Origin of the sequence: Celeribacter halophilus (assembly GCF_900114135.1) — a bacterium.
GTDB lineage: Bacteria > Pseudomonadota > Alphaproteobacteria > Rhodobacterales > Rhodobacteraceae > Celeribacter > Celeribacter halophilus.
Genome location: NZ_FORY01000007.1, coordinates 1 through 18554, shown reverse-complemented (window position 1 = coordinate 18554; position 18554 = coordinate 1). Strand labels below are relative to the sequence as shown.

The following is an 18554-nucleotide window of genomic DNA, read 5'->3' as shown; positions in this document are numbered from 1 at the left end:
ATGGAAGAAGGCCTCCGCTTCGCTATCCGCGAAGGCGGCCGCACCGTTGGTTCGGGCGTTGTGTCCAAAATCATCGAATAATCAGCCACGCTGATTAAGAGACAGAAGGGCCTCACGAAAGTGGGGCCCTTTTCCTTTTGCCGTACAGATTGCCGCATAGATCCGGCGTTGTTTCGGTTTTCTGCCTGTCGGGTCGAAAACGTGCTTGCAAAGCTGGCGAGGCTTGTCTATCTCCACCCTCGGCCTTAGGGGTATAGCTCAGCTGGTAGAGCGACGGTCTCCAAAACCGTAGGTCGCGGGTTCGAACCCTGCTGCCCCTGCCAATTCTTCCGCACCATCCAGGGACGTCAGGCCGCAAAAATGGCGCGCTGCATGTTCCTTTGAGGGTCAAGGGTTGAAATCACGCCCGCGCTGGCGTACATGCGCCGAAACGAAAGTCAGGATCATAGCTATGGCCACGAAAACCAATCCGCTTCAGTTCATTCAGCAAGTGCGTGCTGAGGTGTCGAAAATCGTCTGGCCGACGCGCCGCGAAGTTATGTTGACCACCTTGATGGTCTTTATCATGGCGGCCCTTACGGCGACCTTCTTTTTTATCGTGGACCTTCTGATCCGCAACGGGCTGCAGAGCTTCCTCAACCTCTTTGGGTAAGCGCACCTTTCAGTCCTGTTTCTGTTGAAAGCCTTCGTCATGTGCGGAGGCTTTGAGCGTTCGAGGGGCGGCTAAAGGGTTGAACTTAGGTCTGTGAACGTATAGAGCGGGCGCACTCTCACGAACGGGCGTGCAGCGATTCGAGTTGCGCGCCGCTTTATTGTTTCGGGGAGTGCGCGAAAGCGCTTGGAATTTAACGACATCCGGTCGCAATGGCCGGAAGAGATGAAAAGGCAAAGGCACCATGGCGAAGCGTTGGTATTCGGTGAGCGTTCTCTCGAACTTCGAGAAAAAAATCGCCGAAGCGATCAAGACGGCTGTGGAAGAAAAGGGCCTGCAGGATCAGATTGAAGAAGTGCTGGTGCCGACCGAAGAGGTCATCGAAGTGCGCCGGGGCAAAAAGGTGACGACCGAGCGTCGTTTCATGCCGGGCTATGTGCTTGTGCGTATGGAAATGACCGATCAGGGTTACCACCTCATCAACTCGATCAACCGCGTGACCGGCTTCCTCGGTTCTTTCGGCAAGCCGATGCCGATGCGTGACAGCGAAGTCGAAGCGATCCTTGGCCGTGTCAAGGAAGGCGCCGAGGCTGACGCGCCGCGCAACACCATCACCTTCGAGGTGGGCGAACAGGTCTCCGTGGCCGAGGGCGCCTTCGAGGGGTTCGATGGTATGGTCGAGGAAGTGGACGAGGCCAACCAGCGCCTCAAGGTGTCCGTCTCGATCTTTGGTCGGGCAACCCCGGTCGAATTGGAATTCACTCAGGTCAACAAGTCGGCCTGAGAGAGCGCCTGACCTTCGGGTCGGGCATCACTTGTGGGAGGTGAGGGGCGCGCGCGTCATGAACCAGACCACACAACGTAGTCGTCGCGGAACGCGTTTCGTGACAGTTGGAAAGGAAAGCCAATGGCTAAGAAACTCGCAGGTACGATGAAGCTGCAAGTGCCCGCCGGTCAAGCAAACCCGTCCCCGCCCGTGGGCCCGGCGCTCGGTCAGCGTGGTATCAACATCATGGAATTCTGTAAGGCGTTCAACGCCAAGACACAGGATATGGAGCCCGGTGCGCCGTGCCCGACCGTGATCACCTATTACTCCGATAAATCCTTCTCGATGGAAATCAAGACGCCGCCGGCTTCTTTTTACCTCAAGAAGGCTGCCGGTCTGAAGCCGGTTGGCAAGCGTAACCGTCCGAAGGGCGCTGCTCTGCCGGGTCGTGAGACCGTGGCTTCCGTGACGGTCGCGCAGGTGCGCGAGATTGCCGAAGCCAAGATGAAAGATCTGAACGCCAACGACGTCGAGGGCGCAATGAAGATCATCGTCGGCTCCGCGAAATCTATGGGCATTGAGGTGAAGTGATGGCGAAACTTGGCAAACGTACCCGCGCGGCTCGCGAAGCTTTCGCAGGAAAAGAGAACGTCACCGTCGAGGAAGCTGTTGAGCTGATCAAAGCCAGCGCAAACGCTAAATTCGATGAAACCGTAGAAATCGCGCTGAACCTCGGTGTTGACCCCCGCCACGCTGACCAAATGGTTCGCGGCGTTGTGTCCCTGCCGAACGGCACAGGTAAATCCGTCCGCGTGGCCGTGTTCGCTCGTGGCCCGAAAGCCGACGAAGCAACAGCTGCTGGTGCGGATATCGTGGGCGCAGAAGACCTGATGGAAACCGTTCAGAACGGCACCATCGAGTTTGATCGCTGCATCGCGACTCCGGACATGATGCCGATCGTTGGTCGTCTGGGTAAGATCCTCGGCCCGCGCAACCTGATGCCGAACCCGAAGGTTGGCACTGTCACGATGGACGTCAAAGCCGCTGTTGAAGCTGCTAAAGGCGGCGAAGTGCAGTTCAAAGCCGAAAAAGCCGGTGTTGTGCACGCAGGCGTTGGTAAAGCCTCTTTTGATGCGGCCAAACTGGTCGAAAACATCCGCGCTTTCGTGGATGCGGTTCAAAAAGCCAAGCCGACCGGTGCCAAAGGCGCTTACATGCAGAAGGTCTCCGTGTCCTCCACAATGGGCCCGGGCGTTTCCATCTCCGTGGATTCTGCGACTGGCAACTAAGTCAGCGTATCGCGAATGCGATGCGCGTCGGGCGAGAAAGTGCATTTCGCAGAAATGCATGATCGCCTTTTCGCTTAGGGTAAGAATTGAGGGGGCGCTCCGAAAGGGGCGCCTTTTTCATTTGTGTTTGTTGTTTGTGCTCTGCGCCGCAGGATGCCATAATGACGAAGGCGAGTGGTGCGAAGCGCCTGACACCCCTTGCGCTCCCTCTTAATCCCCACTAAACACCCTCATGCAGTCCAGCGTGCGATTCGTCGTGCGCTGTGTTGCGTTTCGTCCTAGACGGTGGGTGGTCGGAATTTTCCGGTCATAATTCCTGCCTGAGACGGGAAAGACGAGAAGTTTCTCCGCAGGCTAGACCTCGGGCGACTTTGGCGCAGCCCCGTAACGGACTTCGTGCCGGTTTAGACCGGTAGAATTGAGCCGGGAGGGGTGACCTTCCCATACTTGGAGTAAAACTGTGGATAGAGCACAAAAAGAAAAAATGGTCGAAGAGCTCGGCCAAATCTTTGACAGCTCTGGCGTCGTTGTGGTTGCCCACTACGAAGGTCTCACGGTTGCTGAAATGCAGGACCTGCGCGCGCGTATGCGTGAAGCTGGTGGGTCCGTCCGCGTTGCCAAGAACAAGCTCGCCAAAATCGCCCTTGATGGAAAGCCTTGCGAAAGCGTTGCTGAATTCCTGACGGGCATGACCGTTCTCACCTATTCGGAAGATCCTGTGGCTGCGGCCAAGGTTGCCGATGCCTATGCCAAAGATAACGAAAAATTCGTGATCCTCGGCGGTGCAATGGGTGAAAACGCTCTCGACGTTGACGGTGTGAAGGCCGTTGCGAAAATGCCGTCCCGCGAGGAGCTTATTGCTTCCATCGTTGGCTGCATTGGCGCACCTGCTTCGAACATCGCTGGCGCGATTGGCGCTCCTGCTTCGAACATCGCGAGCATCCTGTCTACGATCGAAGACAAGGCTGCTGCATAAGCAATTAGAGGCCGGCGTGGTTGTAAACACACACGTTGGAACACATCTTAAACGAACGGAAACAGTACAATGGCTGATCTGAAGAAACTTGCAGAAGAGATTGTTGGTCTCACCCTTCTCGAAGCACAAGAACTGAAAACCATCCTCAAAGACGAGTATGGCATCGAGCCCGCAGCTGGCGGCGCAGTGATGGTTGCTGGCGCAGCAGACGCCGGTGGCGCAGCTGCTGAAGAAAAAACCGAATTTGACGTCGTCCTGAAAGACGCCGGCGGTTCCAAAATCAACGTCATCAAAGAAGTCCGCGGCCTCACCGGTCTGGGCCTCAAAGAAGCCAAAGAGCTTGTTGAAGCTGGCGGCAAAATCAAAGAAGGCGTTTCCAAAGACGAAGCCGAAGAAGTCAAAACCAAGCTGGAAGCAGCTGGCGCGACTGTCGAAGTGGCCTAATTGCCTTCGGTCCATTCGGACCACACAAAATAATGGCTGGACCCGAGGTTTCTCGGGTCCAGCTTAACCTGTCTTAGAAAGGGCCTTTGCAGCCGCGCTGCATCACAAGGGTGTTTTCTCAGGAGAGGTTCAATGGTCGGGAGCTCCCTTTGGGACGGGAGCGGGAATAGACCGAATTTCTCTGTTTCGTCAGGGCACATCTGCCGGCGCCCAACGGTAGACGTCGCTCGCGAAAATTCGAAAGGTTTAGACGCTTATGGCATCGTCCTTCCTCGGCCAGAAACGGCTCCGCAAGTATTACGGCAAAATCCGCGAAGTGCTTGAAATGCCGAACCTCATTGAGGTTCAAAAATCTTCTTACGATCTCTTCTTGAACTCTGGTGACGCACCCGAGCCGCTTGACGGCGAAGGCATCAAAGGCGTGTTCCAGTCGGTCTTCCCGATCAAGGATTTCAACGAAACCGCTGTGCTGGAGTTCGTCAAATACGAACTCGAGACGCCGAAATATGACGTCGAGGAATGTCAGCAACGTGACATGACCTATTCCGCGCCGCTCAAAGTGACCCTGCGCCTCATCGTGTTTGATGTGGACGAGGACACCGGTGCGAAGTCTGTTAAAGACATCAAAGAGCAAGACGTGTTCATGGGCGACATGCCTTTGATGACACCGAACGGCACCTTTGTGGTGAACGGCACCGAGCGCGTGATCGTGTCTCAGATGCACCGTTCGCCGGGCGTGTTCTTTGACCACGACAAAGGCAAGACCCACTCTTCGGGTAAACTGCTGTTCGCCTGCCGCATCATTCCCTATCGCGGCTCCTGGCTCGATTTCGAATTCGACGCCAAGGACATCGTTTATGCCCGTATCGACCGTCGCCGCAAATTGCCGGTCACGACCCTGCTCTATGCGCTGGGTCTCGATCAGGAAGCGATCTGTGACGCATATTACAACACCGTCGAATTCAAGCTCGAAAAGAACAAAGGTTGGGTGACCAAGTTCTTCCCCGAGCGCGTGCGTGGCACACGTCCGACCTATGATCTCGTGGACGCCGCAACAGGTGAAGTGATCTGTAAAGCGGGCGACAAGATGACCCCGCGTGCAGTGAAGAAAATCATCGATGCCGGTGAAATCACCGAGCTGCTGGTGCCCTTCGAGCACATCATCGGCAAGTTCGTCGCGAAAGACATCATCAACGAAGAAACCGGCGCAATCTATGTCGAGGCTGGCGATGAGCTGACCCTCGAAATGGACAAAGACGGTGACGTGATCGGTGGCTCCCTCAAAGAGCTTATGGATGCGGGTATCACCGACATTCCTGTTCTCGACATCGATGGCGTGAACGTTGGCCCCTACATCCGCAACACGATGGCGGCAGACAAGAACATGAACCGCGAAACCGCGCTCATGGACATCTACCGTGTCATGCGTCCGGGTGAGCCGCCGACCGTTGAAGCGGCCTCCAACATGTTCGAAAGCCTGTTCTTCGACAGCGAGCGTTACGACCTCTCCGCCGTTGGTCGCGTGAAAATGAACATGCGTCTCGATCTGGATGCACCGGATACGCACCGCACATTGCGTCGCGAAGACATCGTTTCCTGCATTAAAGCGCTGGTCGAATTGCGTGACGGTAAAGGCGACGTGGACGACATTGACCACCTCGGCAACCGCCGTGTCCGCTCCGTGGGCGAATTGATGGAGAACCAGTATCGCGTTGGTCTTCTGCGTATGGAACGTGCGATCAAGGAACGCATGTCCTCCGTCGAGATCGACACGGTCATGCCGCAGGATCTCATCAATGCGAAACCGGCCGCCGCCGCTGTGCGCGAATTCTTTGGTTCCTCGCAGCTGTCGCAGTTTATGGACCAAACCAACCCGCTTTCGGAAGTCACGCACAAGCGTCGTCTCTCCGCGCTTGGGCCGGGCGGTTTGACTCGCGAACGCGCAGGCTTTGAGGTTCGTGACGTTCACATCACGCACTACGGTCGTATGTGTCCGATTGAAACGCCGGAGGGGCCGAACATCGGTCTGATCAACTCTCTGGCGACCTTTGCCCGCGTCAACAAATACGGTTTCATCGAGACTCCGTATCGGAAAGTTGTCGACGGTCAGGTTACGGACGAAGTACAATACATGTCCGCGACCGAAGAGATGCGTCACACGGTGGCTCAGGCCAACTCGACGCTCGACGAGGACAACAAGTTCGTCAACGATCTCGTGTCTACTCGTCAGTCGGGCGAACACGCGCTGAACCCGCCGACGAATGTGGACCTTATCGACGTTTCGCCGAAACAGCTGGTCTCCGTCGGTGCGGCGTTGATCCCCTACCTTGAAAACGACGATGCGAACCGCGCGCTTATGGGGGCGAACATGCAACGTCAGGCCGTGCCGCTTCTGCGTGCCGAGGCGCCGCTGGTCGGCACCGGTATGGAAGGCAAGGTCGCAATCGACTCCGGGGCGGCTATTCAGGCCAAACGCGCCGGGATCATTGACCAGGTGGATGCAACCCGCGTTGTGGTGCGTGCAACCTCCGACCTTGAACTGGGTGATGCCGGTGTGGACATCTACCGTCTGCGCAAGTTCCAGCGTTCGAACCAGAACACCTGTATCAACCAGCGTCCGCTGGTGAAGGTGGGTCAGAAAGTGGCCAAAGGCGAGGTGATCGCTGACGGTCCGTCGACCGATATGGGCGAACTGGCTCTGGGTAAAAACGTCATCGTCGCGTTTATGCCGTGGAACGGCTACAACTACGAAGACTCCATCCTGATCTCCGAGCGCATTGCGCGTGACGACGTCTTCACCTCGGTTCACATCGAGGAATTCGAAGTCGCCGCCCGTGACACGAAGCTCGGGCCGGAAGAAATCACCCGCGACATTCCGAACGTCGGCGAGGAAGCTCTGCGCAATCTTGACGAAGCCGGTATTGTCTACATCGGTGCTCACGTCGAGCCGGGTGACATTCTCGTCGGTAAAATCACACCGAAGGGCGAAAGCCCGATGACGCCGGAGGAAAAACTCCTGCGCGCCATCTTCGGTGAGAAAGCTTCCGATGTGCGTGACACGTCGCTGCGCGTCAAACCGGGTGACTACGGCACGGTCGTGGAAGTCCGTGTGTTCAACCGTCACGGCGTCGAGAAAGACGAGCGTTCGCTGCAAATCGAACGTGAGGAAATCGAACGCCTGGCGCGTGACCGCGATGACGAGATGGCCATTCTGGACCGCAACATCTACGCGCGTCTGAAAGACCTGATCATGGGTAAAGTCATTGCCAAAGGCCCGAAAGGTGTCCGGACCGGCGTGACTGTGGACGAAGAGTTGCTGTCGCAACTGTCCAAAGGCCAGTGGTGGCAGATCGCCCTCGAAGACGAGGATTCTGCAACCATCGTCGAGGCTCTGAACGCCCAGTATGAGGCACAGAAACGTGCGCTTGAGCACCGTTTCGAAGACAAGGTAGAGAAAGTCCGTCGTGGCGACGACCTGCCGCCGGGTGTGATGAAAATGGTCAAAGTCTTCATCGCCGTGAAGCGCAAGCTTCAGCCGGGCGACAAGATGGCCGGTCGTCACGGGAACAAAGGTGTGATTTCGCGCGTTGTTCCGATGGAAGACATGCCGTTCCTCGAAGACGGGACACCTGTCGACTTCTGTCTCAACCCGCTGGGTGTGCCTTCGCGGATGAACGTTGGTCAGATTCTCGAGACGCACACCGGTTGGGCGTCCCGTGGTCTGGGTCTGCAAGTTGACGAGGCTCTGCAAGAGTATCGTCGTTCGGGTGACATGACACCTGTGCGCGACGCTCTGAAGTTCGTCTATGGCGAAGAGGTCTATGACGAAGGCTTTGCTCCGATGGATGAGGCCGATCTTCTGGAAGCAGCGGGCAATGTCACCAAAGGTGTGCCGGTCGCGACCCCCGTCTTTGACGGTGCGAAAGAGGCCGACATCAATGACGCACTGCGCCGCGCGGGCTTTGACACCTCCGGTCAATCCGTCCTGTACGATGGCCGCACGGGTGAACAGTTTGCCCGTAAGGTCACCGTCGGCATGAAATACCTGCTGAAACTGCACCACCTTGTGGACGACAAAATCCACGCCCGTTCCACGGGTCCGTACTCGCTCGTCACCCAGCAGCCGCTCGGTGGTAAGGCGCAGTTCGGTGGTCAGCGCTTCGGGGAGATGGAGGTCTGGGCTCTGGAAGCCTATGGTGCCGCCTACACCTTGCAGGAAATGCTCACGGTCAAGTCGGATGACGTGGCTGGACGGGCGAAAGTCTACGAGTCGATCGTTAAGGGCGAAGACAACTTTGAAGCCGGCGTGCCGGAATCCTTCAACGTTCTTGTCAAAGAAGTCCGTGGCCTCGGCCTCAATATGGAACTCCTGGACTCGGAGGGCGAGGAGTAAGGGCTTCGGCCCTTCTTCTCCCTCCCTTTCCGAGACAATCTGAGGAACTCATAAGATGAACCAGGAACTCACAACCAACCCGTTCAACCCGCTGGCGCAGCCGTCGACCTTTGATGAGATCAAAGTCTCTCTCGCGTCGCCGGAACGCATCCTGTCGTGGTCCTACGGGGAAATCAAGAAACCGGAAACCATCAACTACCGGACATTCAAGCCGGAGCGTGATGGTCTTTTCTGTGCGCGTATCTTTGGCCCGATCAAGGACTATGAATGTCTTTGCGGCAAATACAAACGCATGAAGTATCGCGGCGTTGTCTGCGAGAAATGTGGTGTTGAAGTTACGCTTCAGAAAGTGCGCCGCGAGCGCATGGGCCACATTGAATTGGCCGCGCCTGTGGCTCACATCTGGTTCCTGAAATCCCTGCCGAGCCGGATCGGCCTCATGCTCGACATGACGCTGCGTGATCTGGAACGCGTGCTCTATTTCGAAAACTACGTTGTGATCGAACCGGGCCTGACGGATCTCACCTACGGTCAGATGATGACCGAAGAAGAGTATATGGACGCTCAGGACATGTATGGCATGGACGCATTCGAGGCCGACATCGGTGCCGAAGCGATCCGCAAAATGCTCTCCAACATCGACCTTGAGTCCACCGCAGAACAGCTGCGCGAAGACCTCAAGGAAGCGACGGGCGAGCTGAAGCCGAAAAAGATTATCAAACGTCTGAAAATCGTCGAGTCCTTCCTCGAATCCGGCAACCGTCCGGAATGGATGATCATGACGGTGATCCCTGTGATCCCGCCAGAGCTGCGCCCGCTGGTGCCGCTCGATGGTGGCCGTTTCGCAACCTCCGACCTGAACGACCTTTACCGTCGTGTGATCAACCGGAACAACCGTCTCAAGCGTCTGATCGAACTGCGTGCGCCCGACATCATCGTGCGCAACGAAAAACGGATGCTGCAAGAATCCGTCGACGCCCTGTTCGACAACGGCCGTCGTGGCCGCGTCATCACCGGTGCGAACAAACGCCCGCTGAAGTCGCTCTCCGACATGCTCAAAGGTAAACAGGGTCGTTTCCGTCAGAACCTTTTGGGGAAACGCGTCGACTTCTCCGGCCGTTCGGTGATTGTGACCGGTCCGGAACTGAAGCTGCACCAATGTGGTCTGCCGAAGAAGATGGCGCTCGAACTGTTCAAGCCGTTCATCTATTCGCGGCTTGAAGCCAAGGGGCTGTCTTCGACCGTGAAACAGGCCAAGAAACTGGTGGAAAAAGAGCGTCCGGAAGTCTGGGACATCCTCGACGAGGTGATCCGCGAGCATCCGGTCATGCTCAACCGTGCGCCGACGCTTCACCGTCTTGGTATTCAGGCGTTTGAACCCACACTGATCGAAGGGAAAGCGATCCAGCTTCACCCGCTCGTCTGTTCTGCGTTCAACGCCGACTTTGACGGGGACCAAATGGCTGTTCACGTGCCGCTCTCTCTTGAGGCACAGCTCGAAGCCCGCGTCCTGATGATGTCCACGAACAACGTGCTGTCGCCTGCCAACGGTGCACCGATCATCGTGCCGTCGCAGGATATGATCTTGGGCCTCTACTACATCACCATGCAACGTGATGGGATGAAGGGTGAAGGCATGGTCTTCTCCGACATCGAAGAGGTCGAATACGCGCTGAACGCTGGCGAAGTACATCTTCACGCCAAAATCACTGCGCGGATCAAACAGATCGACGAGCACGGCCAAGAGGTATGGGAACGTCACGAGACAACCCCCGGTCGCTTGCGCCTTGGCGCTCTGTTGCCGCTGAACGCAAAAGCACCGTTCTCCTTGGTGAACCAGCTTCTGCGGAAGAAAGACGTGCAGCGTGTCATTGACACTGTCTACCGTTACTGCGGCCAGAAAGAGTCGGTGATCTTCTGTGACCAGATCATGTCTCTGGGCTTTAAAGAAGCGTTCAAAGCCGGGATTTCCTTCGGCAAGGACGACATGGTGATTCCGGACAACAAATGGAGTCTCGTTGATTCCACCCGTGATCAGGTGAAAGATTTTGAACAACAGTACATGGACGGCCTGATCACTCAGGGCGAGAAGTACAACAAAGTTGTCGATGCATGGGCCAAGTGTAACGACAAGGTCACCGAGGCGATGATGAACACCATCTCCGCCAAGAAGTACGATGAGAATGGCGCCGAAATGGAGCCGAACTCGGTTTACATGATGGCTCACTCCGGTGCGCGTGGTTCTGTGACCCAGATGAAACAGCTGGGCGGTATGCGCGGCCTGATGGCGAAACCTTCGGGCGAGATTATCGAAACGCCGATTATCTCGAACTTTAAAGAAGGTCTGACCGTGCTTGAGTACTTTAACTCGACCCACGGTGCCCGTAAGGGTCTGTCGGATACGGCTCTGAAAACCGCGAACTCCGGTTACCTGACCCGTCGTCTTGTTGACGTGGCACAGGACTGCATCGTGCGCGAAGTCGATTGTGGCACCGAACTTGCGATCACCGCCGAAGCGGCTGTGAACGACGGTGAGGTTGTGGCGACGCTGGCCGAGCGTATCCTTGGCCGTGTTTCTGCGGACGATGTGTTGCGTCCGGGTACCGACGAGGTGCTGGTCAGCAAGAACGAGCTGATCGACGAGCGTAAAGCCGATGCGATCGAGGCGGCTGGTGTTGCCTCCATGCGTATCCGTAGCCCGCTGACCTGTGAGGCCGAGGAAGGCGTCTGTGCCATGTGCTACGGTCGTGACCTCGCCCGCGGCACCATGGTCAACCAAGGTGAAGCGGTCGGTATCATCGCGGCCCAGTCCATTGGTGAGCCCGGCACTCAGCTGACGATGCGGACCTTCCACATCGGCGGCGTGGCCCAAGGTGGTCAGCAGTCCTTCCAGGAAGCCAACCAGGAAGGCAAGATCGTCTTCCGCGAAGCCAACCTTCTGGAAAACCGTCATGGCGAGAAGATCGTCATGGGGCGGAACATGCAGATGGCGATTGTGGACGATAACGGCGTGGAACGCGCTTCGTTCAAGCTGGGTTACGGGACCAAGGTGTTTGTTGAAGAGGGCGCAACCATTGCCCGCGGCGACAAGCTCTTTGAATGGGATCCGTACACGCTTCCGATCATCGCGGAAAAAGCCGGTAAAGCCAAATTTGTCGACCTCATCTCGGGCCTGTCCGTGCGTGACGAGACCGATGATGCAACCGGCATGACCCAGAAAATCGTGACCGACTGGCGCTCTGTGCCGCGCGGTGGCGATCTGAAGCCTGAAGTCTTCATTCTGGACGAAGACGGCGAGCCGATGCGCAATGATGCAGGCAACCCTGTGGCCTATCTCATGTCCGTGGATGCCATTCTCTCTATCGAGGATGGTCAGGACATCGAGGCCGGTGACGTTGTGGCCCGTATCCCGCGTGAAGGTGCGAAGACCAAGGACATCACCGGTGGTCTGCCGCGTGTAGCCGAATTGTTCGAAGCCCGTCGTCCGAAAGACCACGCCATCATCGCGGAAGTCGATGGCTATGTGCGCTTCGGCAAGGACTACAAGAACAAGCGTCGCATTTCGATCGAACCGTCGGATGAGACCAAGGAAACCGTCGAATACATGGTGCCGAAAGGCAAGCACATCCCTGTGGCTGAAGGCGACTTCATCCAGAAGGGTGAGTATATCATGGACGGTAATCCGGCACCGCACGACATCCTCGCCATCATGGGTGTCGAAGCTCTGGCCGATTACATGATCGACGAGGTGCAGGAGGTCTATCGTCTTCAAGGCGTGAAGATCAACGATAAGCACATCGAAGTCATCGTGCGCCAGATGTTGCAGAAGTGGGAAATCCTCGACTCCGGGGACACCACTCTGCTCAAAGGCGAAGCGGTCGATAAGGTCGAGTTCGAAGAAGCCAATGCCAAGGCGGAAGCCAAAGGCGGACGTCCGGCTAAAGGCCAGCCGATCCTCTTGGGGATCACCAAAGCCTCGTTGCAAACGCGGTCGTTCATCTCTGCGGCATCGTTCCAGGAGACCACCCGTGTGCTCACGGAGGCGTCTGTCCAAGGTAAGCGCGACAAACTGGTGGGTCTCAAAGAGAACATCATCGTGGGTCGCCTCATTCCGGCCGGTACCGGTGGTGCGACACAACGTGTCCGCCGTATCGCTCAGGAACGCGACAACGTGGTGATCGAAGAGGCCCGTGCCGAGGCCGAAGCAGCTGCCCAACTCGCTGCTCCGGTGGTGGAAGCGGATACGGGCTTTGGCGACGACACGCTGGTTGTTGACACACCCGAAGGTTCCGACGACTAAGTCAGACCGATATGAATATGAAAGGCCCTGCGGAAACGCGGGGCCTTTTGCTTTGCGGGGAATGCCGCAGGATCATTGTGGTGTTCTGGCGTGTCTCAGGCCTCTTGTGCCTTTGCCATGTGATGCTGCCAGCGCGGGTCGCCTTTGGCTTCAAACCCGTGTTTCTCCGCCAGCCGCTCGACATAATCCGCGCAGCATTGATGATGCAGGCGCAAGACATCGGGCAGGGCGGTGATCTCGGCATAGGTCGCGTCAAACCGTTCGGCATATTTCAACGCGCTGTCATCCAGCTCTTCGTTGCGGTTCTTGCCGTTGAAAAACGCCTCTGTGTATCGGTCTTTACCCGCTACGGTAGACTTGGTGCCCATCTTGAGCGCAAAGCTCTCCTGTGTCCGTGAGGCGTAATGGTTGAGTTGGGCATAGTCATGGGTGATCCAGCGCGGCTGCGTCATCATCACGGGGTTTTCCTTCGGATGATAGCGGCGCATCGTCGCGCCATCACACCGTTTGAGCAGATTGGGCGCCGTGCCCCAATCATCAGGTCCGCGCCAGCCTTTGGGCGAGTGAACCCCCAGACGCCAGAAATGGCTTGGCCAGCGCACCAGCGTTTTGAAAAAGGCGTTCCCCCTGTGCCGCCGCTCCGAAGCGCGGGTAAAGCGACGATGGGTCAGCGCGTCTTCCCAGTTGTGATGCCCCCCATCACCGAAACAGCGCCAGTGCACGGCTATACCGTGGGTCTGGTCCATGTCGAATGCGGCAAACAGGTCGGGCAGGAGACCGTCGCCACGATGGATCACCAGAAACTCGTCCACGTCGATATTGAACACCCATTCCGCCGCCCGAATGCGGGGATGCTTGGCCATGAGTTTCAGCGTTGTGCGCTTCACAGGGCGGTCCGGCTCCGGCGTGTAGGGCACGGCGGTCAGGATGCCGGCCTCGTCAAGCGCCATCAGAAGTTCGGGCGAGTGGTCGGTGCAGTCGTTGTAAAAGACGACAAGGTGATCGAAGCCCAGCATGAGATACCATGCGACCCATTCGAGAATGAACGGCCCTTCGTTGCGCATGGTTGTAACGACGAGTCGTTCATTCATATGTTGCACCTGTCCTGCACTAATGACGCGTGAGCCTTCGACAATCCGTTTCTATCTCACATGAATTTCGAAAGGATTTATGCACGCAAGGTTTTTCAGGGCAAGACAAAGACGAAGCCTCTTTCCGAAGAAGAAAAGCGATGATAGCGGGAAAGGGAAGGGGGCGCAGCATGTTCAATCTTTTGTCGAAATTGCCGGACAACACCCGCGGGGCTGTGATCATGTCGCTGTCCATGGCGGCTTTTACCACGAACGACAGTTTCATGAAGGGGGCCTTGGCCGAGGTGCCGCTGTTTCAGGGGCTGTTTCTTCGAGCCACTCTGAACATTGTGATGCTGTTTGTTGTGCTTGTGCCGCTCATTGGGCCGGTGCGGCTGGATCTTCCGCGCAAGGATTGGGTGATGATCGGGATACGGTCCTGTGCCGAGATCGGTGCGGCGCTGTGCTTTATGACTGCGGTCAGCAACATGCCCTTGGCTAATGCCACGGCGATCATGCAGACGCTCCCGCTTTCAATCACCATTGCGGGCTGGCTCTTGTTCCGCGATCCGCTGGGCTGGCGGCGTATGGTGGCGATTGTGATCGGCTTTTTCGGAGTGCTCATGATCGTGCAGCCCGGCACAGACGGTTTCAGCGGCTATGCACTCTTCGCAGTTCTGGCCATGCTGTGCGTGACCTTACGAGATATTATCGTGCGCAAGATCGACCATTCCGTGCCCACCACCACCGTGACCCTTGGCGCAATCCTCGCGGTGTGGGTGGCATCGGGGCTTTTGTCGATCGGGCAGGGGTGGGAGCAGGTCTCTGTCAAAGCATGGGCGCAGATCACAGGCTCTGCGGCGTTTCTGATCGTGGCCTATGTGACCTCGGTGGCTGTGATGCGGGTGGGCGAGATGTCCTTTGTCTCGCCATTCCGCTATACGGCGTTGATCTGGGCGTTGCTGATCGGCTTGTTTGCCTTCGGGGAATGGCCCAACGCGTTGGCCTTTACAGGAGCCGGAATCATCGCAGGAACGGGCATCTATACGGTCCTGCGCGAGGCCGCCCTGCGACGTCGCGGCACATCAAATCCGTCGCGATAAACACGTTGACAGGGGGATTGTGAAAGCCATACGAGGTCAAGGCGTTACACGGCGCTCGCCCGACTTTCGGGCTTGCGGTTTCCCGACCAGGGCTTTCCGGCTCACAAACGGGCGCGGAGTGTTGACAAGCCCCCCGACTCTCCATATACGGCCACCCATCCGGCATAGGGGACGTCCCTATCTCGCCGACTTCTAAATCGTAGTGATCAAGACCCGAGCAATTTGAGGCGCTCTGGTCCTCTGGGAACTCACCGCGTCGTTCACCTCGGAATGGGAACGATTGCGGGTTTTCGTGTTATGCGGACGCGTGTGGCACATCGACATCGTAATCGCCCCGGCAGGGCCGTCAGGTCGCCACCGAGGTTCATCTAGTTAGGAAACGGGAAAGCACCCTATGCCAACGATTCAGCAGCTGATCCGCAAACCGCGTCAGCCCAAACGTAAGGTTTCCAAGTCCCAACACTTGGAGCAATGCCCTCAGAAGCGCGGTGTTTGTACGCGCGTCTACACCACGACCCCGAAGAAACCGAACTCCGCTATGCGGAAAGTCGCCAAAGTGCGTCTGACCAATGGTTTCGAGGTCATCTCTTACATCCCCGGTGAAAGCCACAACCTTCAGGAACACTCCGTGGTTCTGATCCGTGGCGGCCGTGTGAAAGACCTTCCGGGTGTCCGTTACCACATCCTGCGCGGTGTTCTGGATACCCAGGGCGTCAAAGACCGTAAACAGCGTCGTTCGAAATACGGCGCTAAGCGTCCTAAATAAGGAGATCACGGAATGTCCCGTCGTCACGCCGCTGAGAAGCGCGAAGTCCTGCCCGACGCCAAATATGGCGATCGCGTGCTGACCAAATTCATGAACAACCTGATGATCGATGGCAAAAAATCTGCCGCCGAGAAAATTGTCTACAACGCGCTGACCCGCGTCGAAGACAAGCTGAAAAAAGCTCCGGTTGAAGTGTTCCACGAAGCCCTCGACAACGTAAAACCCTCTGTTGAGGTGCGTTCCCGTCGTGTGGGTGGTGCAACCTACCAGGTGCCTGTTGAAGTGCGCGTCGAACGTCGCGAAGCTCTGGCAATCCGCTGGCTGATCTCCGCATCGCGCGCTCGCAACGAGAACACGATGGAAGAACGTCTTGCCGGTGAGCTGCTTGACGCAGTAAACGGTCGTGGCGCTGCTGTGAAAAAGCGCGAAGACACCCACAAAATGGCCGACGCCAACAAAGCGTTCAGCCATTACCGCTGGTAACTCAACTCAGGCCCTTAGGACCGAACACCAATGGCACGCGAATTTCCCCTCGACCGATACCGCAACTTCGGTATCATGGCGCACATCGATGCAGGTAAAACCACCTGTTCCGAGCGCATCCTCTTCTACACCGGCAAGTCCCACAACATTGGTGAGGTGCACGATGGTGCAGCCACCATGGACTGGATGGAGCAGGAGCAGGAGCGCGGTATCACCATCACTTCGGCTGCGACGACCACTTTCTGGGAACGCACCGAAGATGGCGTAACCGCCGAAACACCGAAGCACCGGATGAACATCATCGACACCCCCGGTCACGTGGACTTCACCATCGAGGTGGAACGTTCGCTTGCCGTGCTCGACGGTGCCGTGGCTGTTCTTGACGCCAACGCCGGCGTTGAGCCGCAAACCGAAACCGTGTGGCGTCAGGCTGACCGCTACAAGGTTCCGCGTATTGTGTTCGTCAACAAGATGGACAAAATCGGTGCCGACTTCTTCAACTGTGTGAACATGATTGAAGACCGCACCGGTGCGCGTGCCATTCCCGTCGGCATCCCGATTGGTGCGGAAACCGAGCTTGAGGGCCTGATTGACCTCGTGACCATGGAAGAGTGGCTGTGGCAGGGTGAAGACCTTGGCGCATCCTGGATCAAAGCTCCGATCCGCGACTCTCTCAAGGATATGGCCGAAGAGTGGCGTGGTAAGATGATCGAAGCCGCCGTCGAAGAAGACGACGACGCGATGATGGAATACCTCGAAGGCAACGAACCCGATGTGCCGACGCTCCGTGCGCTTCTGCGCAAAGGGACGCTGGCTCTGCATTTTGTTCCGGTCCTTGGTGGTTCCGCGTTCAAAAACAAAGGCGTTCAGTCCCTGCTCAACGCTGTGATCGACTACCTGCCGAGCCCGCTCGACGTTGTTGATTACATGGGCTTCAAACCGGGCGACGAAACGGAAACCCGTGACATCCCGCGTCGTGCGGATGATGACATGGCCTTCTCCGGTCTGGCGTTCAAAATTATGAACGACCCGTTCGTGGGCTCCTTGACCTTCACCCGGATCTACTCCGGCGTGTTGAAAAAAGGCGACACCATCCTGAACTCCACCAAAGGTAAGAAAGAGCGCGTCGGTCGTATGATGATGATGCACTCCAACAACCGTGAGGAGATCGAAGAAGCGTTTGCAGGCGACATCATCGCGCTTGCAGGTCTCAAAGACACCACCACCGGCGACACGCTCTGTGACGTCAAGGAACCGGTTGTCCTCGAAACCATGACTTTCCCCGATCCGGTGATCGAGATTGCTGTCGAGCCGAAGACCAAAGGCGACCAGGAAAAAATGTCCGCAGGTCTGGCACGTCTTGCTGCCGAAGACCCGTCCTTCCGCGTCGAAACCGACCTCGAGTCCGGTCAGACCATCATGAAGGGCATGGGCGAGCTTCACCTCGACATTCTCGTCGATCGTCTGAAGCGCGAATTCAAGGTCGAAGCCAACATTGGTGCGCCGCAGGTGGCTTATCGTGAGACAATTTCTCACGAAGTCGAGCACACCTACACCCACAAGAAACAGTCGGGTGGTTCGGGTCAGTTCGCTGAGGTGAAAATGATCATCACTCCGACAGAGCCGGGCGAAGGTTACTCCTTCGAATCCAAGATTGTTGGTGGTGCGGTTCCGAAAGAATACATCCCGGGTGTCGAAAAAGGCATTAACTCGGTGATGGACTCCGGTCCGCTCGCAGGCTTCCCTGTGATCGACTTCAAAGTGGCCCTCATCGACGGTAAGTTCCACGACGTGGACTCCTCCGTCCTCGCCTTCGAAATTGCAGCACGTATGTGTATGCGTGAAGGGATGAAGAAAGCCGGCGCGAAACTGCTCGAGCCGATCATGAAAGTTGAAGTGATCACCCCGGAAGAATACACCGGCGGTATCATTGGCGATCTGACCTCCCGTCGCGGGCAGGTTCAGGGGCAGGACACTCGCGGTAACGCGATTGCCATCGACGCGTTCGTGCCGCTGGCCAATATGTTCGGCTACATCAACACGCTGCGTTCCATGTCTTCGGGCCGTGCGCAGTTTACGATGCAGTTCGATCACTACGAAGCTGTGCCTTCGAACATCTCGGAAGAAATTCAGGCCAAATTCGCGTAAGCGGGGCCAGAACCCAACACGGGGGTCAGGGCGACCTGATCCCCAAACAGAATGAAACAGGAGGCCATCATGGCTAAGGAAAAGTTTGAGCGTTCGAAACCGCACGTGAACATCGGGACCATTGGTCACGTTGACCACGGTAAGACCACGTTGACCGCTGCGAT

The 18554-nt window shown here is 57.0% G+C and carries 15 protein-coding genes and 1 tRNA gene; 15 read left to right on the top strand and 1 reads right to left on the bottom strand.

Annotated elements, in window-relative coordinates; all coding sequences use genetic code 11:
• The 10 genes from BM152_RS19710 to rpoC all read left to right on the top strand — a co-directional run.
• The coding region (locus BM152_RS19710) for an EF-Tu C-terminal domain-related protein (protein WP_417246615.1) at positions 1-81 on the top strand (81 nt) is incomplete at its 5' end.
• A 166-nt stretch (positions 82-247) separates the two neighbouring features.
• Positions 248-323: transfer RNA gene (locus BM152_RS08630), tRNA-Trp, on the top strand.
• Between the two features lie 128 nt (positions 324-451).
• Positions 452-652: a preprotein translocase subunit SecE gene (gene secE, locus BM152_RS08625; protein WP_066607389.1), complete on the top strand. Its 201-nt coding sequence runs from the start codon at positions 452-454 to the stop codon at positions 650-652.
• 244 nt (positions 653-896) lie between these two features.
• Entirely contained in the window at positions 897-1436 is a 540-nt protein-coding gene (gene nusG / locus BM152_RS08620; RefSeq protein ID WP_066607391.1) for a transcription termination/antitermination protein NusG, read from the top strand.
• Positions 1437-1559: 123 nt separating this feature from the next.
• Positions 1560-2009 carry a 50S ribosomal protein L11 gene (rplK, locus tag BM152_RS08615; protein ID WP_066607401.1) on the top strand — a complete coding sequence of 150 codons (450 nt, stop codon included), beginning with the start codon at positions 1560-1562 and terminating at the stop codon, positions 2007-2009.
• Entirely contained in the window at positions 2009-2707 is a 699-nt protein-coding gene (rplA, locus tag BM152_RS08610) for a 50S ribosomal protein L1 (RefSeq protein ID WP_066607405.1), read from the top strand. The genes rplK and rplA overlap by 1 nt, the downstream gene beginning before the upstream one ends.
• A gap of 460 nt (positions 2708-3167) precedes the next feature.
• Positions 3168-3683: a 50S ribosomal protein L10 gene (rplJ, locus tag BM152_RS08605; RefSeq protein ID WP_066607407.1), complete on the top strand. Its 516-nt coding sequence runs from the start codon at positions 3168-3170 to the stop codon at positions 3681-3683.
• Between the two features lie 69 nt (positions 3684-3752).
• The gene (rplL, locus tag BM152_RS08600; RefSeq protein ID WP_066607410.1) at positions 3753-4127 is read left to right on the top strand and encodes a 50S ribosomal protein L7/L12; all 375 of its coding nucleotides are present in this window, start codon (positions 3753-3755) and stop codon (positions 4125-4127) included.
• Between the two features lie 256 nt (positions 4128-4383).
• Positions 4384-8520, top strand: coding sequence for a DNA-directed RNA polymerase subunit beta (gene rpoB, locus BM152_RS08595; RefSeq protein ID WP_066607413.1), 4137 nt, complete (start codon positions 4384-4386; stop codon positions 8518-8520).
• 55 nt (positions 8521-8575) lie between these two features.
• Entirely contained in the window at positions 8576-12820 is a 4245-nt protein-coding gene (gene rpoC, locus BM152_RS08590; protein ID WP_066607416.1) for a DNA-directed RNA polymerase subunit beta', read from the top strand.
• A 95-nt stretch (positions 12821-12915) separates the two neighbouring features.
• Here rpoC and BM152_RS08585 read toward each other — a convergent pair whose 3' ends face one another.
• Positions 12916-13911 carry a glycosyltransferase family 2 protein gene (locus tag BM152_RS08585; protein WP_066607430.1) on the bottom strand — a complete coding sequence of 332 codons (996 nt, stop codon included), beginning with the start codon at positions 13909-13911 and terminating at the stop codon, positions 12916-12918.
• Between the two features lie 170 nt (positions 13912-14081).
• Between BM152_RS08585 and BM152_RS08580 the strand changes: the two genes are divergently transcribed.
• The 5 genes from BM152_RS08580 to BM152_RS08560 form a co-directional block, all read left to right on the top strand.
• On the top strand, positions 14082-14993 hold the full coding sequence (locus tag BM152_RS08580; RefSeq protein ID WP_231730573.1) for a DMT family transporter: 912 nt from the start codon (positions 14082-14084) through the stop codon (positions 14991-14993).
• Positions 14994-15387: 394 nt separating this feature from the next.
• Positions 15388-15759, top strand: coding sequence for a 30S ribosomal protein S12 (gene rpsL / locus BM152_RS08575; RefSeq protein WP_008204009.1), 372 nt, complete (start codon positions 15388-15390; stop codon positions 15757-15759).
• 12 nt (positions 15760-15771) lie between these two features.
• Complete coding sequence (gene rpsG, locus BM152_RS08570) at positions 15772-16242, top strand: 30S ribosomal protein S7 (RefSeq protein ID WP_066607432.1); 471 nt, start codon at positions 15772-15774, stop codon at positions 16240-16242.
• Positions 16243-16272: 30 nt separating this feature from the next.
• Positions 16273-18390, top strand: coding sequence for an elongation factor G (fusA, locus tag BM152_RS08565; protein WP_066607435.1), 2118 nt, complete (start codon positions 16273-16275; stop codon positions 18388-18390).
• 69 nt (positions 18391-18459) lie between these two features.
• Positions 18460-18554, top strand: a 95-nt coding sequence (locus BM152_RS08560; RefSeq protein WP_002583150.1) for a GTP-binding protein, incomplete at its 3' end; no start/stop codon positions are given.